Genomic DNA, 21,596 nt, shown 5'->3' with positions numbered 1-21,596 from the left:
ACTCGGCCGTGCGCAGCGAGACGACGATCGTGCACGAGCTGGCCCACCAGTGGTTCGGCGACTCGGTGTCGGTGGAGCGCTGGAAGGACATCTGGCTCAACGAGGGCTTCGCCAGCTACGCCCAGTGGCTGTGGGCCGAGCACCAGGGCACCCGCAGCGCCCACGACTCCTTCCTGGCCGCCTACAACGCCCGTCCCGCCGACAGCCCGTTCTGGCAGATCACCGTCGCCGACCCGCAGCGCGACACCATGTTCGCCTCCGCGGTCTACCAGCGCGGCGCGATGACCCTGCAGGCGCTGCGCGAGCGCATCGGCGACAAGGCGTTCTTCCGGCTGCTGCCGGCCTGGACCGAGCTCCACCGGTACGGCAACGCGAACACCGCCCAGTTCATCGCGCTCGCCGAGAAGGTCTCCGGCCAGAAGCTCGGCGACCTGTTCCAGAAGTGGCTCTACACGACGGGCAGGCCCGCCCTGTGAAAACCCCTGCGTAAGAATGTGGGGTGCTTCAGCAACTGTTCAGCCCCTCCGTCCAGCACACGCTCGATCTCATCGGCATCTTCGTGTTCGCCATCTCCGGCGCGCTGCTGGCCGTCCGCAAGAACTTCGACGTCTTCGGCATCGCCGTCCTCGCCGAGGTCACCGCGCTGGGCGGAGGGCTGTTCCGGGACCTGGTCATCGGCGCCGTACCGCCGGCCGCCTTCACCGATCTCGGCTACTTCCTCACCCCGCTGCTCGCCGCGCTCCTGGTCGTCTTCCTGCACCCGCAGGTGGAGCGCATCCAGGTCGCGGTGAACGTCTTCGACGCGGCCGGCCTCGGCCTGTTCTGCGTCGCCGGCACGACGAAGGCGTACGAGTACGGACTGAGCCTCACCTCGTCGGCCACCCTCGGCCTCGCCACCGCCGTCGGCGGCGGTGTGCTGCGCGACGTCCTCGCCAACGAGGTGCCGTCCCTGCTGCGCTGGGACCGCGACCTCTACGCGGTCCCCGCGATCGTCGGCGCCACCATGGTCGTGCTGTGCATCCGCTACGACGCCCTCACCCCGTTCACCAGCGGCCTCGCGGTCGTCACGGCCTTCGTCCTGCGCCTGCTCGCGATGCGGTACCACTGGCGAGCGCCGCGCGCGTGGAACCGCCGCTCGACGGTACGGGAGGAGTAGTGCCGCGCGCCCGGTGCTGGCCCATCTGCACCGACAGCCAGCGGAACGCCGGGACCACCTGCGGCCGCCACAGCGCCATGTTGTGGCCGCCCGCGCTTCTCGGGATGAAGATCACGTGGACCGTCGTCGGGGCCTTGGCGGTCTGTTCCAGGGCGACTCCCGCCTCGTAGCCGTCGCGCGGCTGGCCGGAGATGTACAGCGCGATGCGCGGCGGCGTGAGCGCCTTCTTCAGCAGCAGGTAGGGGTTGTTCTGCGCCCGGATGCGCAGGTTCTGCGCGGCGAGGGAGTTGCGTTCGCCGATCGGGTCGTTGTAGCCCGACATGCTGACGGCGGCCATGTAGCGGTCCGGGTGGGCGACGGCCAGCTTCACCGCGCAGTGCGCGCCCGCCGAGTACCCGGCGACCGCCCAGCCCCTGGGGGCGGGCTGCGCGCGGAAGTTGTCCGTGACCATCTTCGGCACGTCGATGCTCAGCCAGCTGTCGGCGTTGACGGTGCCGGGGATGTTGGCGCAGCCCGTGTCGACGCCGGCCAGCAGGTTGGTGCGCGGGGCGACCAGGATGAACGGCGAGACCTCGCCGCCGCGCATCAGCGGCGCCAGTTGCGCGGTCGCGTGCAGCGAGCCGAACCAGGCCTTCGCGGAGCCGGGGTAGCCGGGCAGCAGCTCGACGACGGGGAACTTGTGGTGGGCGTACTTCGGCTCGCCGTACTGGGGCGGCAGCCAGACGTAGACCTCGGCGTTGACGCCGGAGACGCGGCCCTTGAGCTGGGTGACGCGCACTCCGCGCATGCCCGGTCCGGTGGTCGCGGTGAAGGTCTGCTTCACCTTGGGCAACCGTTTCAGCGCGATGCCGCCGGTGCCGTCGGCGCCGAGGTTGGCGGCCTGCTGGACGTGGTTGCCGGTGCCGAGGAGGTCGGCCCAGTTGTCGTACAGGCTGTTGGCGTTGTTGACGAGGACGAAGACCAGCGCGACCGCGGTGCCCTGGGCGAACAGCACCATGAACATCCGGGCCACCGCGCGCAGGGCTTTCGGCCCACGCACCCGCGACCACAGGACGAGGGGCAGTATCAGGGCGACCGCGAACAGCACGATCAGGGTGTAGAGGAACGGAGTCCCGGTGAGGCTCATGTCCCCATAGAGGGGCGGGAAGGGCCCCGGGTTGAGGACGAGTACGGACACTTACCAAGAAATTGCCGGTATCTCACCCAGGAGACGGTGTCGGGCCCACCCGTCACATGACCGTCGCACTCAAAGCTACCGCTTAGTAATTACCTGTTGTACGGTTCATCCATGCCAGAAGCAGCCTCCGCCGCGACCCCGACGCGGGCCACGATCGGCGACAGCGAGTTCGACCGCGACACCGCGCTCACCGCACGCGCCCCCGGCGTCTACGACATCGACCTGTCCGCCGGCTGGACCATCATCAACGCCGTCAACGGCGGCTACCTCCTGGCCGTCCTCGGCCGCGCCCTCGCGGACACGCTGCCGCACGCGGACCCCTTCACGATCTCGGCGCACTACCTCACCGCGTCCCAGCCGGGCCCGGCGGTCGTGCGCACCGAGACGGTCCGCACCGGCCGCACCCTCTCCACCGGCCAGGCCTCCCTCGTGCAGTACGACGAGGAGGGCCGCGAGGTGGAACGCATCCGCGTCCTCGCCTCCTACGGAGACCTCGACGCCCTCCCCGACGACGTCCGCACGACCGCGGAGCCGCCCGCCATGCCGCCGCCGCAGGAGTGCTTCGGTCCCCAGGACGGCCCCTCGCCGGTCCCCGGCAGCTCGGCCATCACCGACCGCCTGATGATCAAGCTGGACCCCGCCACCCTCGGCTGGGCGCTCGGCGCCCCCTCCGGCAAGGGCGAGATGCGGGCCTGGTTCGGCCTCGCCGACGGCCGCGACGCCGACCCGCTCTCCCTCCTGCTCGCGGTGGACGCGCTCCCGCCCACCGCCTTCGAGATCGGCCTGAAGGGCTGGGTCCCCACGGTCGAGCTGACGGTCCACGTCCGCTCCCGTCCCGCCCCCGGCCCGCTGCGCGTCGCCATCACCACCCGCAACCTCGCCGGCGGCTTCCTGGAGGAGGACGCCGAGGTCTGGGACAGCGCCGACCGCCTGGTCGCCCAGTCCCGCCAGCTCGCCCGCGTCAGGCTCGGCTGAGCGGCTCACGCCCCAGCCAGGCCGCCAGCTCCCCATAGGTGTCGGCCCCCGCGGGGGCCGGCACGGCCGACGCGAAGGGGGTGTCCGCGTCCCGTTCGGGCTCGGACAGCACCCGGCGGGCCGTGGCGAGCGCGAAACCGGCCAGTTCCGGGTCGAGCGGGAGGGGGTGGCCGAGGGACTCGGACAGGTCCCAGGTGTGGGTCACCAGCTCCATGGTGTAGCCGGACAGGGCCGCCCGGCCCGGGACCTCGCCCCACGGCACCCGCACCGGCGCCTCCATGCGGTCGTCGCTCTCCCACGCCTTGATCACGCGGATACGGACCTCCTCGTACGCCGCCGTCCACTCCTCGTCGGCCACACCCTCGGCGAAGGGGTGCACGGCCATGCCGTCGCCGCCCTCGCCGACGACCGCGATGCGCAGACTGCCGCCGACCATGTGGGACAGCAGCGTGCGGACGTCGAACTCCGCGCACGGGGTGGGGCCGCCGAGCTGCTCCGGGCGGACGGTCCTGATCAGCGCGGCCACCTGGTCGGTGGCGCGGGTGTACAGGGGGCGGGGGTCGATGGCGTTCATGTGCTGCCTCTCTGTGGTGGGCCGGCCCGGAGGATCGGTGGGCCGACACCTGAAGAGTCCCGGCATAACCTGACAGTTTCCGTCAACATTTGCCGCGGGGTTCGCGGCGATGGATTCTGGTGCCGTGAAAGCCGACCGCCTGCTGTCGATCCTGCTGCTCCTGCAGACCCGGGGCCGCGTCCCCGCGCACGAACTGGCCGAGCGGCTGGAGGTGTCGGTGCGCACCATCTACCGGGACGTCGAGGCGCTGTCCGCCTCCGGGGTCCCGGTCTACGCCGAGCGCGGGCGGCACGGCGGCATCGAACTGCTCGCCGGTTTCCGCACGGACGTCACGGGGCTGACCGCCGACGAGTCCCGCGCGCTGTTCATCCTGGCCGCCCAGGGCGCGCACGCGGCCCTCGGCCTCGACGCCGCCCTCGGCTCGGCGCTGCGCAAGGTGATGGCCGCGCTGCCGGCGCCGTACCGCCCGGCCGCCGAGGTGACCAGCCGCCGCATCCTGGTCGACGCCACGCGCTGGAAGGGCGGTCCGCAGAAGGCCGTCGACCTCGACGTGCTGCAGGACGCCGTCTTCGCCGACCGGCGGCTGCGGCTGCGCTACCGGCACAGCGGGGAACGGGAGCCGCGGACGTACACCGTCGACCCGTACGGGCTCGTCTCGAAGGCGGGCGTCTGGTACCTGGTGGCCGACCGGCGGGCGGGACCGCGGCTGTTCCGGGCCGACCGGGTGCGGTCGGCGACGGTCCTCGACGATCCCGTGCGGCGCCGGCCCGGCGTCGAACTGGCCGACGTCTGGGAGGTGTTGCGCCGCCAGGTCGAGGAGCGCCCCGGCGGGCTCGACGTCACCGTCCGGGTCCGGCGCGAGCGCCTCGACATGTTCCTGCGCCTGAGCGCCGCACAGCTCGCGCGGCTCCCGGACACCGACGGCGAGGGGGAGTGGGTGACCGTCGGGCTGTCGTACGGCGTGGTGGGCGAGGTGCGGCAGCTGCTGCCGTTCGCCGACCACGTGGAGGTCCTCGCCCCGCCACAGGCGCGCGCGGAACTGGCCGCGGCGGCCGCCTCCGTCACGGCCCTGTACCAGCGGGGCGCGGACGCCGACGCGTGAAGTCGCAGGTGGGCAGGGCTTGTTGACGTCCGCTTCACCCGAACCACAGGCCGGGGACAGCCGGCCCCCAAGAAACCCCTAAGCGCCGTTGATTGAGTGCCCGCCTCAGGACTCCCTCATCCTCCTTGGAGTTGTCTCTCATGAAGCGTGTGCGTCTCGTTCCCGCGGTGGCGCTGCTGGCGCTCGCGCCCCTGGCTCTGGTGGCCTGCGGCTCGGGCGACTCCTCGTCGACCTCGAACAGCGGTGATTCCGGTCGGCAGCAGACCTGTTCGGCGCCCACCGGGAACGCCTCCGGCAGGCCGAGCGGCGCCCCCTCGGGTGCCCCGACGGGCACGGCCAGGCCGAGCGGCGCCCCCACGGGCATGCCCGGCGGTGCTCCCAGCGGTGCGCCCGGCGGGGGCCAGGGGGGCGGTCAGGGCGCTCCCGGCGGCGGCATGGGCGGCTGTGGGGGCCCGGGCGGCGGGGGCCGGGGCGGCACTCTGCCGAGCGGTACCCCCTCCGGGCAGCCGACGGCGGCGGCGACCAAGAGCTGACCCCGCGCCGCGTACGACACAGAGGCGGCACCCCCGGTGAATGGGGGTGCCGCCTCTGTGCCGTCCCACGCCCGGGCCGTTCAGTCCAGCCAGTGCTGCCGCCCGATGCTGATGAGCCGCATCTGCCGGGTCGCGACCTGCGCGATCCGTTCCCGGTCCTCGCCGGTGCCGTCCAGGGCCTCCAGGAACAGCGAGGCGGTGATCAGCATCTGGTCCACGTACAGGTGGGCGAGCATCAGCAGGTCCTCCTCGCTCCAGCCCTCGGCCGCGCGGTCCTTGGCGAGCTCGGCGCTCACCTCCTCGGCGAACCGGGCGAGTTGGTCCCGGATCGCCTCGCGCACCGACTGAACTCCGCCATGTCGTTCGCGGGCGATAAAGCGGACATGTGCGGGGTACGCGTCCACATGACCGGCAATCAACTCAATGGCGCGTGCGATGCGTTCGTCACTGCTGTCCGCCGCGGTCACCGTTGTGCGGATCATGGGATGAAGGCTGCCCAGGGCCTCCTCGACCAGGGCCACGCCCAGATCCGCAATGGAGCGGAAGTGCCGGTAGAAGGCGGTCGGCGCGACGCCGACGGCGCGGGTGACCTCGCGCAGACCGAGGCTGCTCAGGCTCTGCCCCTCCAGCAGGCCGAGCGCGGCGTCGAGGAGCGCCTGCCGGGTCTTCTGCTTCTGGGCCTGCCGGATGCCGAGGGTGTGACTCATGTCATCCAGTTAACAACTGTTCTCTGGATTTGGAAAGCGGGGGAACACGCTAGACTCTAGAGTCAGTGAACAACTGTAACTACAACTGTTCACCGAAACGTAACGAGAGCGTCCCTCGGGACGTGTCGAAGGGGGATCGATCCCATGCTGTTCCTGGTCGCCGCACTCATGCTCTTCGGCGCCGTGCTGGGCACCGTCGCCCACGCGCCGTTCACCTTCACCCTGGTCGCGGCCGCACTGATCGCCGCCTGGCTCGGCATCTTCGCGCTCCGCGAGCGCCACGGCCGCCGCACCCACTGACCCCGCCGCCCCTACGTCCTGCCGGGAGCTGACCCGTCATGCAACTCACCGCCCCTGCCAACGGCACCACCTCCGCCCCGACCCGCCGCGACGCCGACGGCATGGCCGTCGCGTCCTTCATCCTCGGCCTCGTCGGCCTGCTCGTCCTGAACGTCTTCCTGGGCCCGATCGCCATCGCCCTCGCCGGTGCGGCCCTGTGGCGCGGCACCAAGCGCCGCGGACGGGCCGTCCTCGGCATGACCCTGGGCGTGGCCGACCTCGTGGTCCTGGCGGTCGCGATGGAGATGTCCAACACCGTCTCCTGGAGCCTGTGAGCCGCGGCGGGCACCTCCCGGGGAGCCTGGACCCGAGACCGGCGGCACCGGCCCCGTAGAATCGGGCCCACCATGGCTTACCTCGACCACGCCGCCACGACCCCGATGCTCCCGGAGGCGGCGGAGGCACTGACCGCCCAGCTGAGCATCACCGGCAACGCGTCCTCCCTGCACGCCTCCGGCCGGCAGGCCCGCCGCACGGTCGAGGAATCCCGCGAGACCCTCGCCGAAGCGCTCGGCGCCCGCCCGAGCGAGATCGTCTTCACCTCCGGCGGCACCGAGGCCGACAACCTCGCGGTGAAGGGCCTGTACTGGTCCCGCCGCGACGCGGACCCGGCCCGCACCCGTGTCCTCGCCAGCCCCGTCGAGCACCACGCCGTCCTCGACGCCGTGCACTGGCTCGGCGAACACGAGGGCGCCACCGTCGAGTACCTCCCCGTCGACTCCCACGGCCGCGTCCACCCCGACGCCCTGCGCGAGGCCCTCGCCCGCAACCCCGACGACGTCGCCCTGGCCACCGTGATGTGGGCCAACAACGAGATCGGCACGGTCCTGCCGGTCCGCGAACTCGCCGACGTCGCGAACGAGTTCGGCGTCCCGCTGCACTCCGACGCCGTCCAGGCCTTCGGCCAGGTCCCCGTCGACTTCGCCGCCTCCGGCCTCGCCGCGATGACCGTCTCCGGCCACAAGATCGGCGGCCCGTACGGCATCGGCGCCCTGGTCCTGGGCCGCGAGCACACCCCCGTACCGGTCCTGCACGGCGGCGGCCAGGAGCGCCACGTCCGCTCCGGCACCCTCGACGTCCCGGCGATCGCCTCGTTCGCCGTCGCCGGCCGCCTCGCCGCCGAGCAGCGCGAGTGGTTCGCCACCGAGATCGGCGCCCTGCGCGACAGCCTGGTCGAGGCGGTGCGCACGGCGGTGCCGGACGCGATCTACGGCGGCGACCCGGTCGACCGGCTCCCGGCCAACGCCCACTTCACCTTCCCCGGCTGCGAGGGCGACTCCCTGCTGCTGCTCCTCGACGCCCAGGGCATCGAGTGCTCCACCGGCTCCGCGTGCACCGCGGGCGTCGCCCAGCCCAGCCACGTCCTGCTGGCCACCGGCACCGACCCCGACCTGGCCCGCGGCACCCTGCGCTTCTCCCTCGGCCACACCTCCACGGAGGCGGACGTGGAGGCGGTCGCCAAGGCGATCGGCCCCGCGGTGGAGCGTGCACGCGCCGCGGGGCTGACCTAGGGCCCGGCTAGCTCTCCGTCACCATCAGGGACGCCATCATGCCCTCGTCCTCGTGCTGCAGCAGATGGCAGTGGAGCATGTACATGTAGGTGTCGTCCGCGAAGTCCGTGAACTCCATGGCGATCTCGATGGAGCCGCCGCCGACCACCTCGTAGGTGTCGAACCAGCCGAGGTCCACGCCGGTGGGGTCCTCGCCGTTGACGGAGACCAACTGGTAGGGCACGTCGTGGAGATGGAACGAGTGCTCCAGCTGGGTGTTGTTCTTGATCGTCCAGATCTCCTTGGCGCCCAGCGTGGTGCTGATCATCGCCATGGACGACATGCTCGTCCCCGCCGACCCGTTGATCGTCATGGTCGTGCCGTTCTGGCCGAGCGTGATCGTGCGGGCGGTGAAGTCGCCGGTGTCGTACCGGTCGATGGTGTTGAGCGAGCTCGGCAGGTCGTCCGGGGTGTCGGTGCCGGACGCGGTGACCGCCAGCACGTCGTAGGTGCCGCTGCCGCCGCGCACCCAGCCGGTGGTGACGACGGCCTGGAGCGTGACCGCGTCCGAGAGGTCCAGCACGAACTCCGCGCGGGCGCCGGCCACCAGCCGGATGCTGGTCACCTCGGTGGCCGCCGTGAGATAACCCTGGTCGGTGGCGATCTGGTGCAGCGTGCCGCCGTCGCCGCGCTGGATGGTGATGATGTCCGACGGCGAGGCGTTGAGGCAGCGGAACCGGGTGCGGGTCTTCGTCGCCGTGAACGTCAGCGTGGTGTCGTCGACGTTCGTGCCGTTCAGCAGCAGCGGGAAGCTCAGACCGCTGCTCAGATAGCCGGTGAGGTTGTACTTGATGTCGCCGCCGCTGTCGGTGGCCAGGCTCTGGAAGATGAGCGGGATGTCGTCGGTGCCGTAGGTGCTGGGCAGGTTCGAGGACGCGGTGGAGTCGTCCTCCACGATGATCATGCCGGCCAGGCCGTGCACCGCCTGCTTGGCCGTGGTGCCCAGGGCGTGCGGGTGGTACCAGAGGGTCTTGGCGTCGTCCTTGACCGTGAACGTCGGGGACCAGGTCTTCCCGTCGGCGAAGGCGACCTGGGGGCCGCCGTCCATCTTGGCCGGGACGTGCGCGCCGTGGAAGTGGACGGTGGTGTCCTCGCCCAGGCTGTTGGTGATGTCGAGCAGGACCGTGTCGCCCTTGGTCCACTTCATGGTGGGGCCGAGGAAGGACTGGTTGTAGCCCATCGTGTCGCTGGTGACCCCGGAGAGGACCTCCGCGGTGCCGGTCTTCGCCTCCAGGGTGAAGGTGGTGGTGCCGTCGGAGGTGGTGCCCTCGAGGAGGTCCGGGACGGTGAGGGTGGCGGTGGCGGTCGCCGCGCTCGCCCTGTTCCTTCCCGCCTCGGCCAGCAGGGAGAAGGCGCCGCCCGCCCCCGCGACCGCCCCGAGTCCCACGCCGGCCATGCCGCCGAGGAACCCGCGCCGGTGCATGCCCTTGCCGCCAAAGGCCCGGCCGGCCTTGGTGTGCCTGGTCTTCTTCTCGCTCCTGCTGCCCGCGTCGCTCGTGGGGCGATCGGGCTCGGTGATGTCAGCCATGGCCCGGGATGTTTGACCCGGGGGCTGTGCGAGGACTGGGCCGAAGTTAGGAGCAGGCCGCGCGCGCTGTGAACGCGCCGTGAGCGTGAGTCCGCTCAACTCACCTGAGGAGAATGCCGAGTTGGGGTCCCGCAGGTCACCTCCGCCGGACGGGACGCAACGGACAGGCGGCGCACGTCCGCTACCCACAGCATCACGATTTCATCACCGGCCCCGCGTCTGTCCGGCCCGCCGTACAAGTCCTATGTACCGGTCCCAGTCCCAGTACGGCCCCGGGTCGGTGTGGTCCGTCCCCGGCACCTCCACATGCCCGATGATGTGCTCCCGGTCCACGGGTATGCCGTACCGCCCGCAGATCCCCGCCGTCAGCCGCGCCGAGGAGGCGTACATCGCGTCGGTGAAGGAGGACCTCCGCTCCACGAAGCCCTCGTGCTCGATGCCGACGCTCCGTTCGTTGTACTGCCTGTTGCCGGCGTGGTACGCCACGTCCAGCTCGCGGATCATCTGCGTGATCCCGCCGTCCCGGCGGACGATGTAGTGGGCGGCGGCCTGGTGCGCGGGGTCCTGGAAGACCTTCACCGCGCTCGCGTAACCGCCCTGGGTGACATGGACGACCACCCGGTCTATGGCGTAGTCGTCGGGCCGGTCCGCCCGCCGGAAGTTGCCCGGCGAGGCCGCGATCCACCGTGCCCCCTGAAAGTCCACCGCGCCCGCCACCCGCGGCTTCTCCACGCCCGGCAGCCGCCACCACAGGTGCGTCAGCTCCTCGCGGGCCAGCGCGGCCGTGCCGACGGCGGCGGCCGCCCCGCCGACGATCAACGCGCGCCGCCCCAGCCGGCGGTCGGCGTCCCCGGACCTCTTCTCCGCCCCCATGTGATCGTCAACGGATACTCGCGGGCTCCGGTTCCCGGACCCCCGTACCCTTGAAGGGCTATGACTGACATCCCGCAGCCCACCCGCCCCCTCCGCGTCCTCGCCGCCATGTCCGGCGGCGTGGACTCCGCCGTCGCCGCCGCCCGCGCCGCGGAGGCCGGCCACGACGTGACCGGCGTCCACCTGGCGCTCTCCGCGAACCCGCAGTCGTTCCGCACGGGCGCGCGTGGCTGCTGCACCATCGAGGACTCGCGCGACGCCCGCCGCGCCGCCGACGTCATCGGCATCCCGTTCTACGTCTGGGACCTCGCCGACCGCTTCCGCGAGGACGTCGTCGAGGACTTCGTCGCCGAGTACGAGGCCGGCCGCACCCCGAACCCGTGCCTGCGCTGCAACGAGAAGATCAAGTTCGCCGCCCTGCTGGACAAGGCGCTGGCCCTGGGCTTCGACGCGGTCTGCACCGGCCACTACGCCAAGGTCGTCGAACTGCCGGACGGCTCCCGCGAACTGCACCGCGCCTCCGACATGGCCAAGGACCAGTCGTACGTCCTCGGCGTGCTCGACGAGAAGCAGCTCGCCCACGCGCTCTTCCCGCTGGGCGACACGGTGACGACCAAGGACGAGATCCGCGCCGAGGCCGAGCGCCGGGGCCTCGCCGTCGCCAAGAAGCCCGACTCGCACGACATCTGCTTCATCGCCGACGGCGACACCCAGGGCTTCCTCGCCAACCGGCTCGGCAAGGCCGAGGGCGACATCGTCGACGAGTCCGGCGCCAAGGTCGGCACCCACGAGGGCGCGTACGGCTTCACCATCGGCCAGCGCAAGGGCCTGCGCATCGGCACCCCCGCCCCCGACGGCAAGCCGCGCTACGTCCTCGACATCTCGCCGGTCGACAACACGGTGACGGTCGGCCCGGCCGCCGCCCTGGACGTCACCGCCCTGACCGCGATCAAGCCCCGCTGGTGCGGCACCGCCCCGTCCGGCCCCGGCACCTACACCGCCCAGCTGCGCGCCCACGGCGGCGAGACCGAGGTCACCGCCGAACTCGTCGACGGCGAACTGCGGGTGACCTTCACCGAGCCGGTCCGCGGCGTCGCCCCCGGCCAGGCGATCGTCCTCTACGACGGCACGCGCGTGGTCGGCTCGGCGACGATCGCGACGACCACGCGCGCGAGGACGACGGCGCCGGTCGCCTGATCCCTCACAGGAACTCCGCCAGCGCCGGCGCGAGGACGTTCGGGTCCACCATGTGGGTCTGCCCCTCCAGCACCGCATACGTCCCCTGGGGCACGGCGTCGGCCACCGCGCGGGCGGCCTCGCGCATCCAGGCGGGGCTCGCGCCGCCCGCCAGCGACAGCACCGGCACCTCGATCCCGGCCAGCCGGGCCTCGGGCACCAGACCGCCGCCCAGCACGGCGTCGTCGTACGCGAGGGTCGGCGCGATCGCCTCCATGCCGGGCCACATGGGGGAGTTCCGGGCGCCCTGGATCATCTGCTCGGCCAGCCCGGTCAGCCGCAGGAACAGCTCCACGGCGTCACCGCGCCGGCCCGCGCCGAGCGCCTCGTCGAGGTTCCGGGTGTACTCCGCGCGCTCCTTCGCGGCGCCCTCGTCGACGGCGTACGGCACCTCGTACACGGCGGCCCGGCGCACCGGCAGCCCGCTCGCCACCGCGTGGAGCACCAGCGCGCCGCCGGAGGAGATGCCGTACAGCGACGCCTCGCCGCCCACCGCGTCGATCAGCGCCGCGAGGTCCTCGACCTCCCGGGCGACCTCGTAGGGCTGCGTGTCGCCGCTCTGCCCGCGCCCGCGGCGGTCGTACCAGACGGTGGTGAAGCGCTTCGCGAGAAGCCCGGCGAGGGGCGCCACGGTGGCGCCCGTCGACATCGCCCCGCTCACGAGGACGACCGCCGGGCCCTCGCCGGCGCGCTGGTACGCGAGGGAGGTGCCGTCGCGCGAAATGGTGTTGTTGTCCATGTCTGTGGAGACTGCCCCACCGGGGCGGAATAATCGCCCTCAGACGCTCACGACACCTCGACTTCGTAGAAGCAGAGGTGATCCTTGATCTGTGCGACCGCCGGCTTGGGATCGGGGTACGACCACACCAGGTCCGGCGCGTCCGGCAGCGACCAGTAGGACGCGGTGCCCTTGAACGGGCAGTAGGTGTGGGTCTCGGAGGGCTTCAGCAGGTCCAGCCGAACGTCCTCGGGGGGAATGTAGTACCGCACCGGACAGCCCGTCTCCCTGAGCACCAGGGGCCGTTCGCTCTCCGCCAGTATCTGATCGCCGTGCACCACGCGCACGCGCCGCTCGCCCTGCTCGATGGTGATCGTGTGTCCTTGGGCCATGGAGACACAAGCGCTCGCGGGCCCCCGGTTCTTCCCGCGTACCGTGACCTCATGCGTATCTGTGTCTTCCTCTCCGCCGCCGACCTCGACGACCGCTACACCGGACCCGCGCGCGAGTTCGCGGAACTGCTCGGCAAGGGCGGCCACACGCTCGTGTGGGGCGGCTCGGACGTCGGCCTGATGAAGGTGGTCGCCGACGGCGTGCACGCCGCGGGAGGGCGGCTGTGCGGGGTCTCCGTGGACTTCCTCGCGGCCAAGGCGCGCCAGGGGGCGGACGAGATGGTGATCGCCCGCGACCTCGCCGAGCGCAAGCGGCTGCTGCTGGAGAAGTCCGACGCGGTGGTGATCATGGTCGGCGGTACCGGAACCCTCGACGAGGCCACCGAGATCCTGGAGCTGAAGAAGCACGGCCACACCGAGAAGCCGGTGGTGCTGCTGAACACCGCGGGCTTCTACGACGGCCTCAAGGAGCAGTTCCGCCGCATGGACGACGAGGGCTTCCTGCCGCGCCCGCTGACCGAGCTGGTGTTCTTCGCGGAGGAGCCGGTGGGGGCGCTGGCGTACCTGGAGGAGAGCCAGGGGATCGAGTAGCCGCCCGCGGGTGCGAGCATGGCGGGCATGGCTACACATGTGATCACCGGGGCGGGCTCCGGCATCGGCGCCGCCGTCGCCCGCCGCCTCCACGCGCGCGGGGACGAACTCGTGCTGCACGCGCGCGACGCGGGCCGCGCGAAGGAGCTGGCGGCCCGGTTCCCCGGCGCCCGGACGCTCGTGGGGGACCTCGCCGACCCGGACAAGCTGTCCTGGGCGTTCTCGCACCAGTCGCTCCCGGACCGCGTGGACTCGCTGCTGCACATCGCCGGCGTGGTCGACCTCGGCCCGGTCGGCGACCTCACCCCCAAGTCCTGGCGGCACCAGCTCAACGTCAACCTGATCGCCCCGGCCGAACTGACCCGGCACTTCCTGCCCCAGCTGCGGGCCGCCCGCGGGCACGTGGTGTTCGTCAACTCCGGCGCGGGCCTGGCCGCCCACGCCGACTGGTCCGCGTACGCCGCCTCCAAGCACGGCCTCAAGGCCCTCGCCGACTCCCTGCGCCACGAGGAGCACGCCAACGGCGTCCGCGTCACCTCGGTCTACCCGGGCCGCACCGCGAGCCCCATGCAGGCCAAGGTCCACCAGCAGGAGGGCAAGGAGTACGACCCCGCCCGGTGGATCGACCCCGAGTCGGTCGCCACGGCGATCCTGATGGCGGTCGACCTGCCCGCGGACGCCGAGGTCAACGACCTGACGGTGAGGCCGGGCCGGTGACCGCGTCCGGCTTCGGCCCGGCCACCGGCATCGGCTCCCTGCCCGGCGGCGACGCCCGGGAGGCCGCCAAGGCCGTCACCGGCACCTTCGAGGACTTCCCCCACCTGCCCGAGCTGCCCGCCCGCGGCCCCGGCGCGGACATGATCGGCCGCACCGCCGGGATGCTCGTCGAGCTGTACGCGCGCGTGGAGCCCAGCGGCTGGCGGCTCGGGGACCGGCCGGGACGCGACACCAAGCGGGCGTGGTCCTGGCTCGGCGAGGATCTCGACGCCCTGGAGGAGTTCACCCAGGGCTACGAGGGCCCGCTGAAGGTGCAGGCGGTGGGCCCCTGGACGCTCGCGGCCAACCTGGAGCTGAGGAACGGCGAGGCGGCCCTCGGCGACCCCGGCGCCTGCCGCGACCTCGCCGCGTCGCTCGCCGAGGGCCTGCGCCTGCACCTGGCCGAGGTCGGCCGGCGCATCCCCGGCGCACGACTCGTCCTCCAGCTCGACGAACCCTCCCTCACCGCCGTGCTGCGCGGCCAGGTGCGCACCGCCAGCGGCTACCGCACCCACCGGGCCCCGGACCGGCAGGCCGTCGAGGCGACCCTCCGCGACGTCCTCGCGGTGCACGGCGAGGGCCCCACCGTGGTCCACTCCTGCGCGCCGGACGTCCCCTTCGCCCTGCTGCGCAGGGCCGGCGCGAGCGCGGTCTCCTTCGACTTCTCACTTCTCACCGAGCGTGACGACGACGTGATCGGCGAGGCGGTGGAAGGGGGGACCCGGCTCTTCGCCGGTGTCGTGCCGGGGACGGACGGCCCATTGTCGGACCCTGCCGGTAGCGTCATGGGTGTCAGGACGCTGTGGCGCAGGCTGGGGCTGCGGCCGGAGCTCCTCGCGGAGGCGGTCACCATCACGCCGTCGTGCGGGCTCGCGGGCGCTTCCCCCGCCTATGCGCGCCGGGCGCTCGCCCACTGCGTCCGGGCGGCGAGATCCCTCGCGGACAACCCAGAGTAACGGGAGGACAACACGGTGGCCGGCGACAAGCAAGCGGAGACGACGGTGCCCGCCGAGGCACGGGAGCAGCACGCGCAGCTCGCTGAGCAGATCGAGGAGCACCGCTTCCGGTACTACGTGAAGGACGCTCCGGTCGTCAGCGACGCGGACTTCGACAAGCTCCTGCGTTCCCTGGAGGCCCTGGAGGACGAGTACCCGGAGCTGCGCACGCCGGACTCGCCGACGCAGAAGGTCGCGGGCGCGTACGAGACCGAGTTCACCTCCGTCGAGCACCGCTCGCGCATGCTGTCCCTGGACAACGCCTTCAACGACGAGGAACTCGCCGCCTGGGCCGACCGCGTCGCCAAGGACGTCGGCGGCTCCGTCTACCACCTGCTGTGCGAGCTGAAGGTCGACGGCCTCGCCGTCAACCTCACCTACGAGCACGGCCGCCTCACCCGCGCGGCGACCCGCGGCGACGGCCGGACCGGCGAGGACATCACGCCGAACGTCCGCACGATCGCGGAGATCCCGGACCGCCTCGACGGCGACGAGGTCCCCGACCTCGTGGAGATCCGCGGCGAGGTCTACTTCCCGATGGAGAAGTTCCTCGACCTCAACGAACGGCTGGTCGCCGCCGGTGACAAGCCGTTCGCCAACCCCCGCAACGCGGCGGCCGGTTCGCTGCGCCAGAAGGACCCGCGGGTCACCGCCGGCCGCCCGCTGCACATGGTCGTCCACGGCATCGGCGCCCTGGAGGGCTTCGAGGGCATGAACCGCCTCTCCGAGGCGTACGACCTGCTCAAGACCTGGGGCCTGCCGACCTCCCGGCACAACAGGGTCGTCGACGGCCTCGACGGCGTACGGGAGTTCATCGCCTACTACGGCGAGAACCGGCACTCCGTGGAGCACGAGATCGACGGCGTCGTCGTCAAGCTCGACGAGATCCGCCTCCAGGGCCGCCTGGGCTCGACGGCCCGCGCCCCGCGCTGGGCGATCGCCTACAAGTACGCGCCGGAGGAGGTCAACACCAAGCTCATCGACATCAAGGTGGGCGTCGGCCGCACCGGTCGCGTCACGCCCTACGCCCAGGTGGAGCCGGTCACCGTCGCGGGCAGCGAGGTCGAGTTCGCCACGCTGCACAACCAGGACGTCGTCAAGGCCAAGGGGGTGCTCATCGGCGACACCGTGGTCATCCGCAAGGCCGGTGACGTCATCCCGGAGATCCTCGGGCCGGTCGTCGACCTGCGGGACGGCAGCGAGCGGGAGTTCGTGATGCCGGGCGAGTGCCCGGAGTGCGGTACGCCGCTCAGGCCCATGAAGGAGGGCGACATCGACCTCCGCTGCCCCAACGGGCGTACCTGCCCGGCCCAGTTGCGGGAGCGGGTCTCCTACCTCGCGGGCCGCGAGTGCCTGGACATCGAGCACTTCGGCGACGTGGCCGCCGCCGCGCTCACCCGGCCGCTGGAGCCGGCCGACCCGCCGCTCGTCGACGAGGGCGACCTGTTCGACCTCACCGTCGAGAAGCTGCTGCCCATCAAGGCCTACGTCCTGGACCCGGACAGCGGCCTGCCCAAGCGGGACCCCAAGACCGGTGAGGAGAAGGTCGTCACGGTCTTCGCCAACCAGAAGGGCGAGCCGAAGAAGAACACCCTGGCGCTGCTGGAGAACATCGAGGCGGCCAAGAGCCGTCCCTTCGCCCGGTTCCTCAACGGCCTGTCCATCCGCCACGTCGGCCCGGTCGCCGCGCAGGCCCTCGCCCGCGAGTTCCGCTCCATCGACCGGATCGAACAGGCCTCCGAACAGGAGCTGGCGAGCACCGACGGCGTCGGCCCGATCATCGCCGCCGCGCTCAAGGAGTGGTTCGCCGAGGACTGGCACCGGGAGATCGTCCGCAAGTGGAAGGCCGCCGGAGTCCCGCTGGAGGACGCCTCGTCGACCGAGGACGAGGGCCCCCGCCCCCTGGAGGGTCTCACCGTCGTCGTCACCGGCACGCTGGAGAACTTCACCCGCGACGGCGCCAAGGAGGCGCTGCAGACCCGCGGAGCGAAAGTCACCGGTTCCGTCTCGAAGAAGACGTCCTTCGTCGTCGTGGGCGACAATCCTGGTTCGAAGTACGACAAGGCGATGCAGCTCAAGGTGCCTGTGCTCGACGAGGACGGCTTCACCGTCCTGCTGGAACAGGGGCCGGAGGCGGCGGCCGAAGTCGCGCTTCCGACAGAGGAGTAGCGGTTGAAGGACACCCGTTCGGCGCATACCAGATGCATACGGGTGGCCGGGGTCATTCGGGCAACCGTCTGCGACCGCTGCCCGTGGAAGCCTTCTGCGGCCTACTGTTGAGATGTGCGCCTGCCGTGCCCAGCTGCGGTCGGGGCATCCCCGTGCTCCTCGTGGGCACGGGGAAGGGTTTTCCAACGCGGCGCCGTGGACGGATGTCGGGCACCGGGCCGCGTGGCGTGGGCACCGCCGGCTGTGAGAGGGACGGGAATGGAACCGACCGAGAGCGCCGCCCCGGACTCACGGCTGCGCCGGCGCCGGGTCACCGGTGCCTGGCTGCCGAGCCGGTGGACCGGACGGCCGTCGGAGCGTCCGGGCGCGGAGGGGCGCGGCACCGGACAGTACACCGTGACGGACGTCCGCGGTGTGCCCCCGCTCACCGCCGGCCACCCGCCCGCGCAGCCGGACGGCACCGACCCCGAACGGCACCTGTCCTGGCCGGCGCTGCCCGCGGCGGTCGTCTCGGCCGCCGCGTTCGTCCTGGGCGCCGGGTTCTACCGGGCGTTCACCGGCACGCACGCGCTCTTCCCGTCCGGCACGGTCGGCTGGTCGCTGGCCCTGCTGACCGGCATCATCGTCGGCCACCTGGTGATGCTCGGCCGCTCCCGCTGGTGGGGCGGCACGGGCTCCGGCGCCGCCCTCACCCTCGCCGTCCTGATGCTCTACGGCTGGGTCGCGGCCGGCATGGTCAGCCTCACCGTCGTCGTGCTGGTCGGCATAGCCAGGCGGGGACGCTGGAGGGCCGGCGTGCTGCACGGCTCGGTCGACATCCTCGGCATCGGCGCCGGCGCCCTCGTGCTCGGCGTCTTCGGCCGGGTGCCGTCGGTCGAGAAGCCGTGGAACCCCGACACCTGGACGGTCTACACAGCCCCCGAGGTCGTCCTGGTCGCCACCGCCTACCTCCTGGTCACCCGCACCCTGCTGTGGTACCTGCACGCACCGCGCGGCGGACTGCCCACCGTCGCCCGTACCGCCCTGGTCAGACAGGGACTCGTCGCGATCGCCCTGCTCGGCATCGCCCCGCTGGTGTGCGTCGTCGCCGTCGCCCAGCCGGTGCTGCTGCCGCTGTTCGCCATCCCGCTGATCGCCCTCGACTCCACCCTGTGGATCGCCCGCGCCCGGGCCGAGGAGCAGTTGCGCGACCCGCTGACCGGGCTGCCGAACCGGCAGTGGCTGCTGGAGCGGATCTGGACCGCGCTCGACGACGCCGAGCGCATCGGCGTCCGCTCGGCCCTGATGCTCATCGACCTCGACCGCTTCCGGTCCGTCAACGACACCCTGGGCCACCTCGCCGGTGACCGGCTGCTGCTGCAGATCGCCGACCGGCTGCGGGTGGCCCTGCCGCGCGGGGCGGAGGCCGCGCGGCTCGGCGGCGACGAGTTCGCCGTTTTACTGCCCGTCGCCGACTCCACGACGTCCGCGACCCGGGTCGCCCGCGGCCTGGTCACCGCGCTCAGTTCCCCGCTCGACCTCGACGGACTCACCCTCGTCCTGGAGGCCAGTGCGGGCGTCGCCGTCTTCCCCGACCACGCCCTGGACGCGGAGGGGCTGCTGCGGCGGGCGGACGTGGCGATGTACCAGGCGAAGCGTGACCGCACGGGCGTCGAGGTGTACGAGTCCAAGCGGGACTCGAACACGCCGGACCGGCTGGGACTGCTGGGCGATCTGCGGCGCGCGCTGGACGCGCACGAGGTGCAGCTGCACTACCAGCCCAAGGTCCGCTTCGACGGGCAGGTCGCGGGCCTGGAGGCCCTGGTCCGGTGGGTGCACCCCGAGCGGGGGAAGGTGCCGCCGGACGAGTTCATAGCGATAGCCGAGTCCTCCGGGCTGATGCCCCATCTCACCGAGTACGTGCTGGAGACGGCGCTCGGGCAGGTGGCCGAGTGGCGCTCGCAGGGCCTGTACGTGCCGGTGGCGGTCAACGTCTCCCCGCGCGACGTGCACACGCCCGGGTTCGCGGGCTCGGTGGCCGCGCGGCTCGCCCGGCACGGGGTGCCCGCGGGAGCGCTCCAACTGGAGATCACGGAACACGTGCTGCTGGAGGACCCGCAGCGGGCCGCCGACACACTGGCCGGACTGACCGCGCACGGCGTGAAGATGTCCCTGGACGACTTCGGCACGGGCTACTCGTCCCTGGTCCACCTGCGCCGGCTCCCGGTCAGCGAGCTGAAGATCGACCGGTCGTTCGTGGCGCGGCTGGCCGTGGACACCGAGGACGCCGAGATAGTGCGCTGCACGGTCGACCTCGCCCATTCGCTCGGCCTGCTGGTCGTCGCGGAGGGTGTGGAGGACGACGAGACCTGGGAGCGGCTGCGCGACCTCGGCTGTGACGCCGTACAGGGCTGGCTGGTGGCCGCGGCCATGCCGCCCGAGGAGACCACGGCATGGCTGCGGGCCCGGGGCTCCCGCGGCTGGCAGCGCCCCCGGGCCGCCCTGCCGGCGGCCGAGTAGCTCCGTCCGCCGGCCCGCGCGTCAGAGCGCGGCCGTGAAGTGGCCGATCAGCAGGGCCAGGCGCTGGTCGTGGTCCCGCTCCGGGAGGCGGCCGCTGCGCATCAGCGTGACCAGGCCGTGCAGTCCGGCCCAGTACGTCTCGGTGAGCAGGCCGATGTCCTCGCCCTCCGCCGCGATCGGCTCCACCACCGCGACCAGCTCCGCGAACGCCTCCTGCAGCGGCGCCGGGGCCTCGGGGGTGGCGAACGGCAGATCCACCGCGTGGGTGAACATCGCGTCGTACAGGGCCGGCCGCCGCCGCCCGAAGGACGCGTACGCCTCGCCCACCGCCGCCAGCGCCTCGCGCGGGCCCTCGGCCGCGGTCCGCGCCGCGCGCAGCTCCACCGCGAGGTCGGCGCAGCCCTGCACCGCGACCGCCGCCATGATCGCGTCCTTGCCCTTGAAGTGGCTGTAGAGGACGGGCTGGCTGTACTCGATCTCCGCCGCCAGGCGCCGGGTCGTCACCGCGTCCCAGCCCTCGGCCTCCGCCAGCTCCCGCGCGGCCGTGACGATCAGCCGCTCGCGTTCCGCTCGTTCGCGCTCCCGGCGCGTCTGAATCGACATGCCTGAAATTCTAGCAGTGCTAGCGGTTCTGTCGATGCTCTGCTAGCGTCGATCGTGTTCCTAGCGCTGCTAGAAAAAGGAGAACCGTCATGACCGTGGCCGCCTACACCCTGGCCGTCCTGCTCGACCTGTTCTGCCTGTTCCTCGGCTACCGCTTCCTGTTCCAGCCGGGCCCCGCCGCCGCCGGTTACGGCGTCCCCGCCGACCCCGCGGGCGACGCCGGCGCCTACCTCACGATCAAGGGGTCCAGGGACGGTGCCCTCGGCGTCGTCGGCCTCCTCGTCCTGGCCTTCGCCGGCGCGCACGCCGAGGCCTGGTTCATGGTCGGCGTCGCCCTCATCCCGTTCGGCGACACCCTGATAGTGCTGCGCAACGGCGGCGCGAAGGCCGTGGCGTTCGGGATCCACTTCGCCACCGCGCTCGTTGTACTGGTCAGCGCCGGACTGCTCTTCGCGGTCTGACCGCGTCCGCAGGCGAGACGACAGGGGGAATCGAGACATGTCGCTGTTCGTACCGAAGTTCGACGAAACCGTGCTGGTCCGCGACGCGGAGGCCGAGGTGGTCGGGTCAGACCCCGTCGCCGTGCGGCTGCTGGCCGACAGCAGCGCCAGCGGCGGCGCGCTGTCCACGGTGCGCGTCACCCTCGCCGAGGGCGCCGACGGAGCCCGCCCGCACACGCACCACCACTCCGCCGAGATGTTCTACCTGCTCGACGGCGCCGCCGAGGTCCTCTCCGGCGACGACGTCGTCACCGCCGAGCGCGGCGACCTGATCATCGTCCCGCCGGACCGGCCGCACGCCTTCGCCGCCGCTCCCGGCGCCACGGCCGACCTGCTCATCGTCATCACGCCGGGCGTCGAGCGCTTCGAGTACTTCCGCCACCTCCAGCGCATCCGCCTCGGCGAGGCCACCGTGGACAGCCTCCTGGAGGTCCAGGAGCTCTACGACAACCACTTCCTGAAGAGCGAGGCATGGGACGCCCGACGGTGACCGCCGAAACCGTTTAACGGCCGGGGGGCCAAGCCCCCTAGGATTGGGGCTTGGCGGCACATTCCCGTCTGCCGCGCGACGCCTGGCGCGCACGCTCGCCGCGTTGCCGAATCGCCCACGTGGCTCCGCCACG

The 21,596-nt window shown here is 72.1% G+C and carries 24 protein-coding genes; 16 read left to right on the top strand and 8 right to left on the bottom strand.

The window, feature by feature from the left end:
* Window positions 1-476 (top strand): M1 family aminopeptidase (locus M8J74_RS33500; protein WP_283948920.1); only part of this gene is annotated, 476 nt, incomplete at its 5' end.
* 23 nt (window positions 477-499) lie between these two features.
* Window positions 500-1,156, top strand: coding sequence for a trimeric intracellular cation channel family protein (locus M8J74_RS33495; RefSeq protein WP_058923045.1), 657 nt, complete (start codon window positions 500-502; stop codon window positions 1,154-1,156).
* On the opposite strand, the gene M8J74_RS33490 is transcribed toward M8J74_RS33495, so the two are convergent.
* Window positions 1,065-2,282 (bottom strand): alpha/beta hydrolase, encoded by a 1,218-nt coding sequence (locus M8J74_RS33490; RefSeq protein WP_249840033.1) that lies wholly within the window; start codon window positions 2,280-2,282, stop codon window positions 1,065-1,067. The two genes, M8J74_RS33495 and M8J74_RS33490, sit on opposite strands and share 92 nt — an antisense overlap.
* A gap of 162 nt (window positions 2,283-2,444) precedes the next feature.
* Between M8J74_RS33490 and M8J74_RS33485 the strand changes: the two genes are divergently transcribed.
* A complete protein-coding gene (locus tag M8J74_RS33485) occupies window positions 2,445-3,308 on the top strand; it encodes a thioesterase family protein (RefSeq protein WP_249840032.1) in 864 nt (287 codons plus the stop codon).
* Here M8J74_RS33485 and M8J74_RS33480 read toward each other — a convergent pair.
* On the bottom strand, window positions 3,295-3,882 hold the full coding sequence (locus M8J74_RS33480; RefSeq protein WP_249840031.1) for a TIGR03086 family metal-binding protein: 588 nt from the start codon (window positions 3,880-3,882) through the stop codon (window positions 3,295-3,297). The two genes, M8J74_RS33485 and M8J74_RS33480, sit on opposite strands and share 14 nt — an antisense overlap.
* Window positions 3,883-4,006: 124 nt before the next feature.
* Between M8J74_RS33480 and M8J74_RS33475 the strand changes: the two genes are divergently transcribed.
* Entirely contained in the window at window positions 4,007-4,984 is a 978-nt protein-coding gene (locus M8J74_RS33475) for a helix-turn-helix transcriptional regulator (protein WP_249840030.1), read from the top strand.
* Between the two features lie 140 nt (window positions 4,985-5,124).
* On the top strand, window positions 5,125-5,517 hold the full coding sequence (locus tag M8J74_RS33470; RefSeq protein ID WP_249840034.1) for a hypothetical protein: 393 nt from the start codon (window positions 5,125-5,127) through the stop codon (window positions 5,515-5,517).
* 80 nt (window positions 5,518-5,597) lie between these two features.
* Here the strand turns inward: M8J74_RS33470 and M8J74_RS33465 are convergent, their stop codons facing one another.
* On the bottom strand, window positions 5,598-6,224 hold the full coding sequence (locus M8J74_RS33465; protein ID WP_249840029.1) for a TetR family transcriptional regulator: 627 nt from the start codon (window positions 6,222-6,224) through the stop codon (window positions 5,598-5,600).
* Window positions 6,225-6,368: 144 nt separating this feature from the next.
* On the opposite strand from M8J74_RS33465, the gene M8J74_RS33460 reads away from it, so the two are divergent.
* The 3 genes from M8J74_RS33460 (at window position 6,369) to M8J74_RS33450 (ending at window position 8,074) form a co-directional block, all read left to right on the top strand.
* A complete protein-coding gene (locus M8J74_RS33460; RefSeq protein ID WP_174267089.1) occupies window positions 6,369-6,524 on the top strand; it encodes a hypothetical protein in 156 nt (51 codons plus the stop codon).
* Window positions 6,525-6,562: 38 nt separating this feature from the next.
* On the top strand, window positions 6,563-6,838 hold the full coding sequence (locus M8J74_RS33455; protein WP_249840028.1) for a DUF4190 domain-containing protein: 276 nt from the start codon (window positions 6,563-6,565) through the stop codon (window positions 6,836-6,838).
* Window positions 6,839-6,910: 72 nt separating this feature from the next.
* On the top strand, window positions 6,911-8,074 hold the full coding sequence (locus tag M8J74_RS33450; protein WP_058923038.1) for a cysteine desulfurase family protein: 1,164 nt from the start codon (window positions 6,911-6,913) through the stop codon (window positions 8,072-8,074).
* Window positions 8,075-8,081: 7 nt separating this feature from the next.
* On the opposite strand, the gene M8J74_RS33445 is transcribed toward M8J74_RS33450, so the two are convergent.
* Together M8J74_RS33445 and M8J74_RS33440 are read right to left on the bottom strand one after the other, a co-directional pair.
* A complete protein-coding gene (locus M8J74_RS33445; RefSeq protein WP_249840027.1) occupies window positions 8,082-9,641 on the bottom strand; it encodes a multicopper oxidase family protein in 1,560 nt (519 codons plus the stop codon).
* Window positions 9,642-9,845: 204 nt separating this feature from the next.
* Window positions 9,846-10,514 (bottom strand): N-acetylmuramoyl-L-alanine amidase, encoded by a 669-nt coding sequence (locus M8J74_RS33440; protein ID WP_249840026.1) that lies wholly within the window; start codon window positions 10,512-10,514, stop codon window positions 9,846-9,848.
* Between the two features lie 60 nt (window positions 10,515-10,574).
* Between M8J74_RS33440 and mnmA the strand changes: the two genes are divergently transcribed.
* Window positions 10,575-11,711 carry a tRNA 2-thiouridine(34) synthase MnmA gene (gene mnmA, locus M8J74_RS33435; RefSeq protein WP_249840025.1) on the top strand — a complete coding sequence of 379 codons (1,137 nt, stop codon included), beginning with the start codon at window positions 10,575-10,577 and terminating at the stop codon, window positions 11,709-11,711.
* Between the two features lie 4 nt (window positions 11,712-11,715).
* On the opposite strand, the gene M8J74_RS33430 is transcribed toward mnmA, so the two are convergent.
* Window positions 11,716-12,489: an alpha/beta fold hydrolase gene (locus tag M8J74_RS33430; protein ID WP_249840024.1), complete on the bottom strand. Its 774-nt coding sequence runs from the start codon at window positions 12,487-12,489 to the stop codon at window positions 11,716-11,718.
* A 47-nt stretch (window positions 12,490-12,536) separates the two neighbouring features.
* The gene (locus M8J74_RS33425; protein ID WP_249840023.1) at window positions 12,537-12,860 is read right to left on the bottom strand and encodes a DUF427 domain-containing protein; all 324 of its coding nucleotides are present in this window, start codon (window positions 12,858-12,860) and stop codon (window positions 12,537-12,539) included.
* Window positions 12,861-12,911: 51 nt separating this feature from the next.
* Between M8J74_RS33425 and M8J74_RS33420 the strand changes: the two genes are divergently transcribed.
* From M8J74_RS33420 to M8J74_RS33400, 5 genes are all read left to right on the top strand, one after another.
* Entirely contained in the window at window positions 12,912-13,451 is a 540-nt protein-coding gene (locus M8J74_RS33420) for an LOG family protein (protein ID WP_058923032.1), read from the top strand.
* An 18-nt stretch (window positions 13,452-13,469) separates the two neighbouring features.
* A complete protein-coding gene (locus tag M8J74_RS33415; protein WP_249840022.1) occupies window positions 13,470-14,168 on the top strand; it encodes an SDR family oxidoreductase in 699 nt (232 codons plus the stop codon).
* Window positions 14,165-15,163 carry a methionine synthase gene (locus tag M8J74_RS33410; protein WP_249840021.1) on the top strand — a complete coding sequence of 333 codons (999 nt, stop codon included), beginning with the start codon at window positions 14,165-14,167 and terminating at the stop codon, window positions 15,161-15,163. Before M8J74_RS33415 ends, M8J74_RS33410 begins: the two co-directional genes overlap by 4 nt.
* A gap of 15 nt (window positions 15,164-15,178) precedes the next feature.
* The gene (gene ligA / locus M8J74_RS33405) at window positions 15,179-17,371 is read left to right on the top strand and encodes an NAD-dependent DNA ligase LigA (protein WP_249840020.1); all 2,193 of its coding nucleotides are present in this window, start codon (window positions 15,179-15,181) and stop codon (window positions 17,369-17,371) included.
* A 258-nt stretch (window positions 17,372-17,629) separates the two neighbouring features.
* Window positions 17,630-19,870: a putative bifunctional diguanylate cyclase/phosphodiesterase gene (locus M8J74_RS33400; protein WP_249840019.1), complete on the top strand. Its 2,241-nt coding sequence runs from the start codon at window positions 17,630-17,632 to the stop codon at window positions 19,868-19,870.
* Between the two features lie 21 nt (window positions 19,871-19,891).
* Here M8J74_RS33400 and M8J74_RS33395 read toward each other — a convergent pair whose 3' ends face one another.
* Entirely contained in the window at window positions 19,892-20,473 is a 582-nt protein-coding gene (locus M8J74_RS33395) for a TetR/AcrR family transcriptional regulator (RefSeq protein ID WP_249840018.1), read from the bottom strand.
* An 89-nt stretch (window positions 20,474-20,562) separates the two neighbouring features.
* Between M8J74_RS33395 and M8J74_RS33390 the strand changes: the two genes are divergently transcribed.
* Together M8J74_RS33390 and M8J74_RS33385 are read left to right on the top strand one after the other, a co-directional pair.
* A complete protein-coding gene (locus M8J74_RS33390; protein ID WP_249840017.1) occupies window positions 20,563-20,934 on the top strand; it encodes a DUF4267 domain-containing protein in 372 nt (123 codons plus the stop codon).
* A 37-nt stretch (window positions 20,935-20,971) separates the two neighbouring features.
* A complete protein-coding gene (locus tag M8J74_RS33385) occupies window positions 20,972-21,463 on the top strand; it encodes a cupin domain-containing protein (protein WP_249840016.1) in 492 nt (163 codons plus the stop codon).
* Window positions 21,464-21,596: the final 133 nt, after the last annotated feature.

This window comes from Streptomyces panaciradicis (genome assembly GCF_023516615.1).
Lineage (GTDB): Bacteria > Actinomycetota > Actinomycetes > Streptomycetales > Streptomycetaceae > Streptomyces > Streptomyces panaciradicis.
Note: the sequence above shows the minus strand (reverse complement) of the source record. Positions and strands in the feature narration are given on the sequence as shown.

What these genes read in the sequence shown, in the direction of transcription:
- M8J74_RS33445 (WP_249840027.1), bottom strand. Translation starts at nt 9,641, where the DNA reads ATGGCTGACATCACCGAGCCCGATCGCCCCACGAGCGACGCGGGCAGC.
- M8J74_RS33460 (WP_174267089.1), top strand. Translation starts at nt 6,369, where the DNA reads ATGCTGTTCCTGGTCGCCGCACTCATGCTCTTCGGCGCCGTGCTGGGC.
- M8J74_RS33440 (WP_249840026.1), bottom strand. Translation starts at nt 10,514, where the DNA reads ATGGGGGCGGAGAAGAGGTCCGGGGACGCCGACCGCCGGCTGGGGCGG.
- M8J74_RS33455 (WP_249840028.1), top strand. Translation starts at nt 6,563, where the DNA reads ATGCAACTCACCGCCCCTGCCAACGGCACCACCTCCGCCCCGACCCGC.
- M8J74_RS33395 (WP_249840018.1), bottom strand. Translation starts at nt 20,473, where the DNA reads ATGTCGATTCAGACGCGCCGGGAGCGCGAACGAGCGGAACGCGAGCGG.
- M8J74_RS33390 (WP_249840017.1), top strand. Translation starts at nt 20,563, where the DNA reads ATGACCGTGGCCGCCTACACCCTGGCCGTCCTGCTCGACCTGTTCTGC.
- M8J74_RS33415 (WP_249840022.1), top strand. Translation starts at nt 13,470, where the DNA reads ATGGCGGGCATGGCTACACATGTGATCACCGGGGCGGGCTCCGGCATC.
- M8J74_RS33450 (WP_058923038.1), top strand. Translation starts at nt 6,911, where the DNA reads ATGGCTTACCTCGACCACGCCGCCACGACCCCGATGCTCCCGGAGGCG.
- mnmA (WP_249840025.1), top strand. Translation starts at nt 10,575, where the DNA reads ATGACTGACATCCCGCAGCCCACCCGCCCCCTCCGCGTCCTCGCCGCC.
- M8J74_RS33420 (WP_058923032.1), top strand. Translation starts at nt 12,912, where the DNA reads ATGCGTATCTGTGTCTTCCTCTCCGCCGCCGACCTCGACGACCGCTAC.
- M8J74_RS33400 (WP_249840019.1), top strand. Translation starts at nt 17,630, where the DNA reads ATGGAACCGACCGAGAGCGCCGCCCCGGACTCACGGCTGCGCCGGCGC.
- M8J74_RS33430 (WP_249840024.1), bottom strand. Translation starts at nt 12,489, where the DNA reads ATGGACAACAACACCATTTCGCGCGACGGCACCTCCCTCGCGTACCAG.
- M8J74_RS33385 (WP_249840016.1), top strand. Translation starts at nt 20,972, where the DNA reads ATGTCGCTGTTCGTACCGAAGTTCGACGAAACCGTGCTGGTCCGCGAC.
- M8J74_RS33485 (WP_249840032.1), top strand. Translation starts at nt 2,445, where the DNA reads ATGCCAGAAGCAGCCTCCGCCGCGACCCCGACGCGGGCCACGATCGGC.
- M8J74_RS33465 (WP_249840029.1), bottom strand. Translation starts at nt 6,224, where the DNA reads ATGAGTCACACCCTCGGCATCCGGCAGGCCCAGAAGCAGAAGACCCGG.
- M8J74_RS33490 (WP_249840033.1), bottom strand. Translation starts at nt 2,282, where the DNA reads ATGAGCCTCACCGGGACTCCGTTCCTCTACACCCTGATCGTGCTGTTC.
- M8J74_RS33480 (WP_249840031.1), bottom strand. Translation starts at nt 3,882, where the DNA reads ATGAACGCCATCGACCCCCGCCCCCTGTACACCCGCGCCACCGACCAG.
- M8J74_RS33425 (WP_249840023.1), bottom strand. Translation starts at nt 12,860, where the DNA reads ATGGCCCAAGGACACACGATCACCATCGAGCAGGGCGAGCGGCGCGTG.
- M8J74_RS33470 (WP_249840034.1), top strand. Translation starts at nt 5,125, where the DNA reads ATGAAGCGTGTGCGTCTCGTTCCCGCGGTGGCGCTGCTGGCGCTCGCG.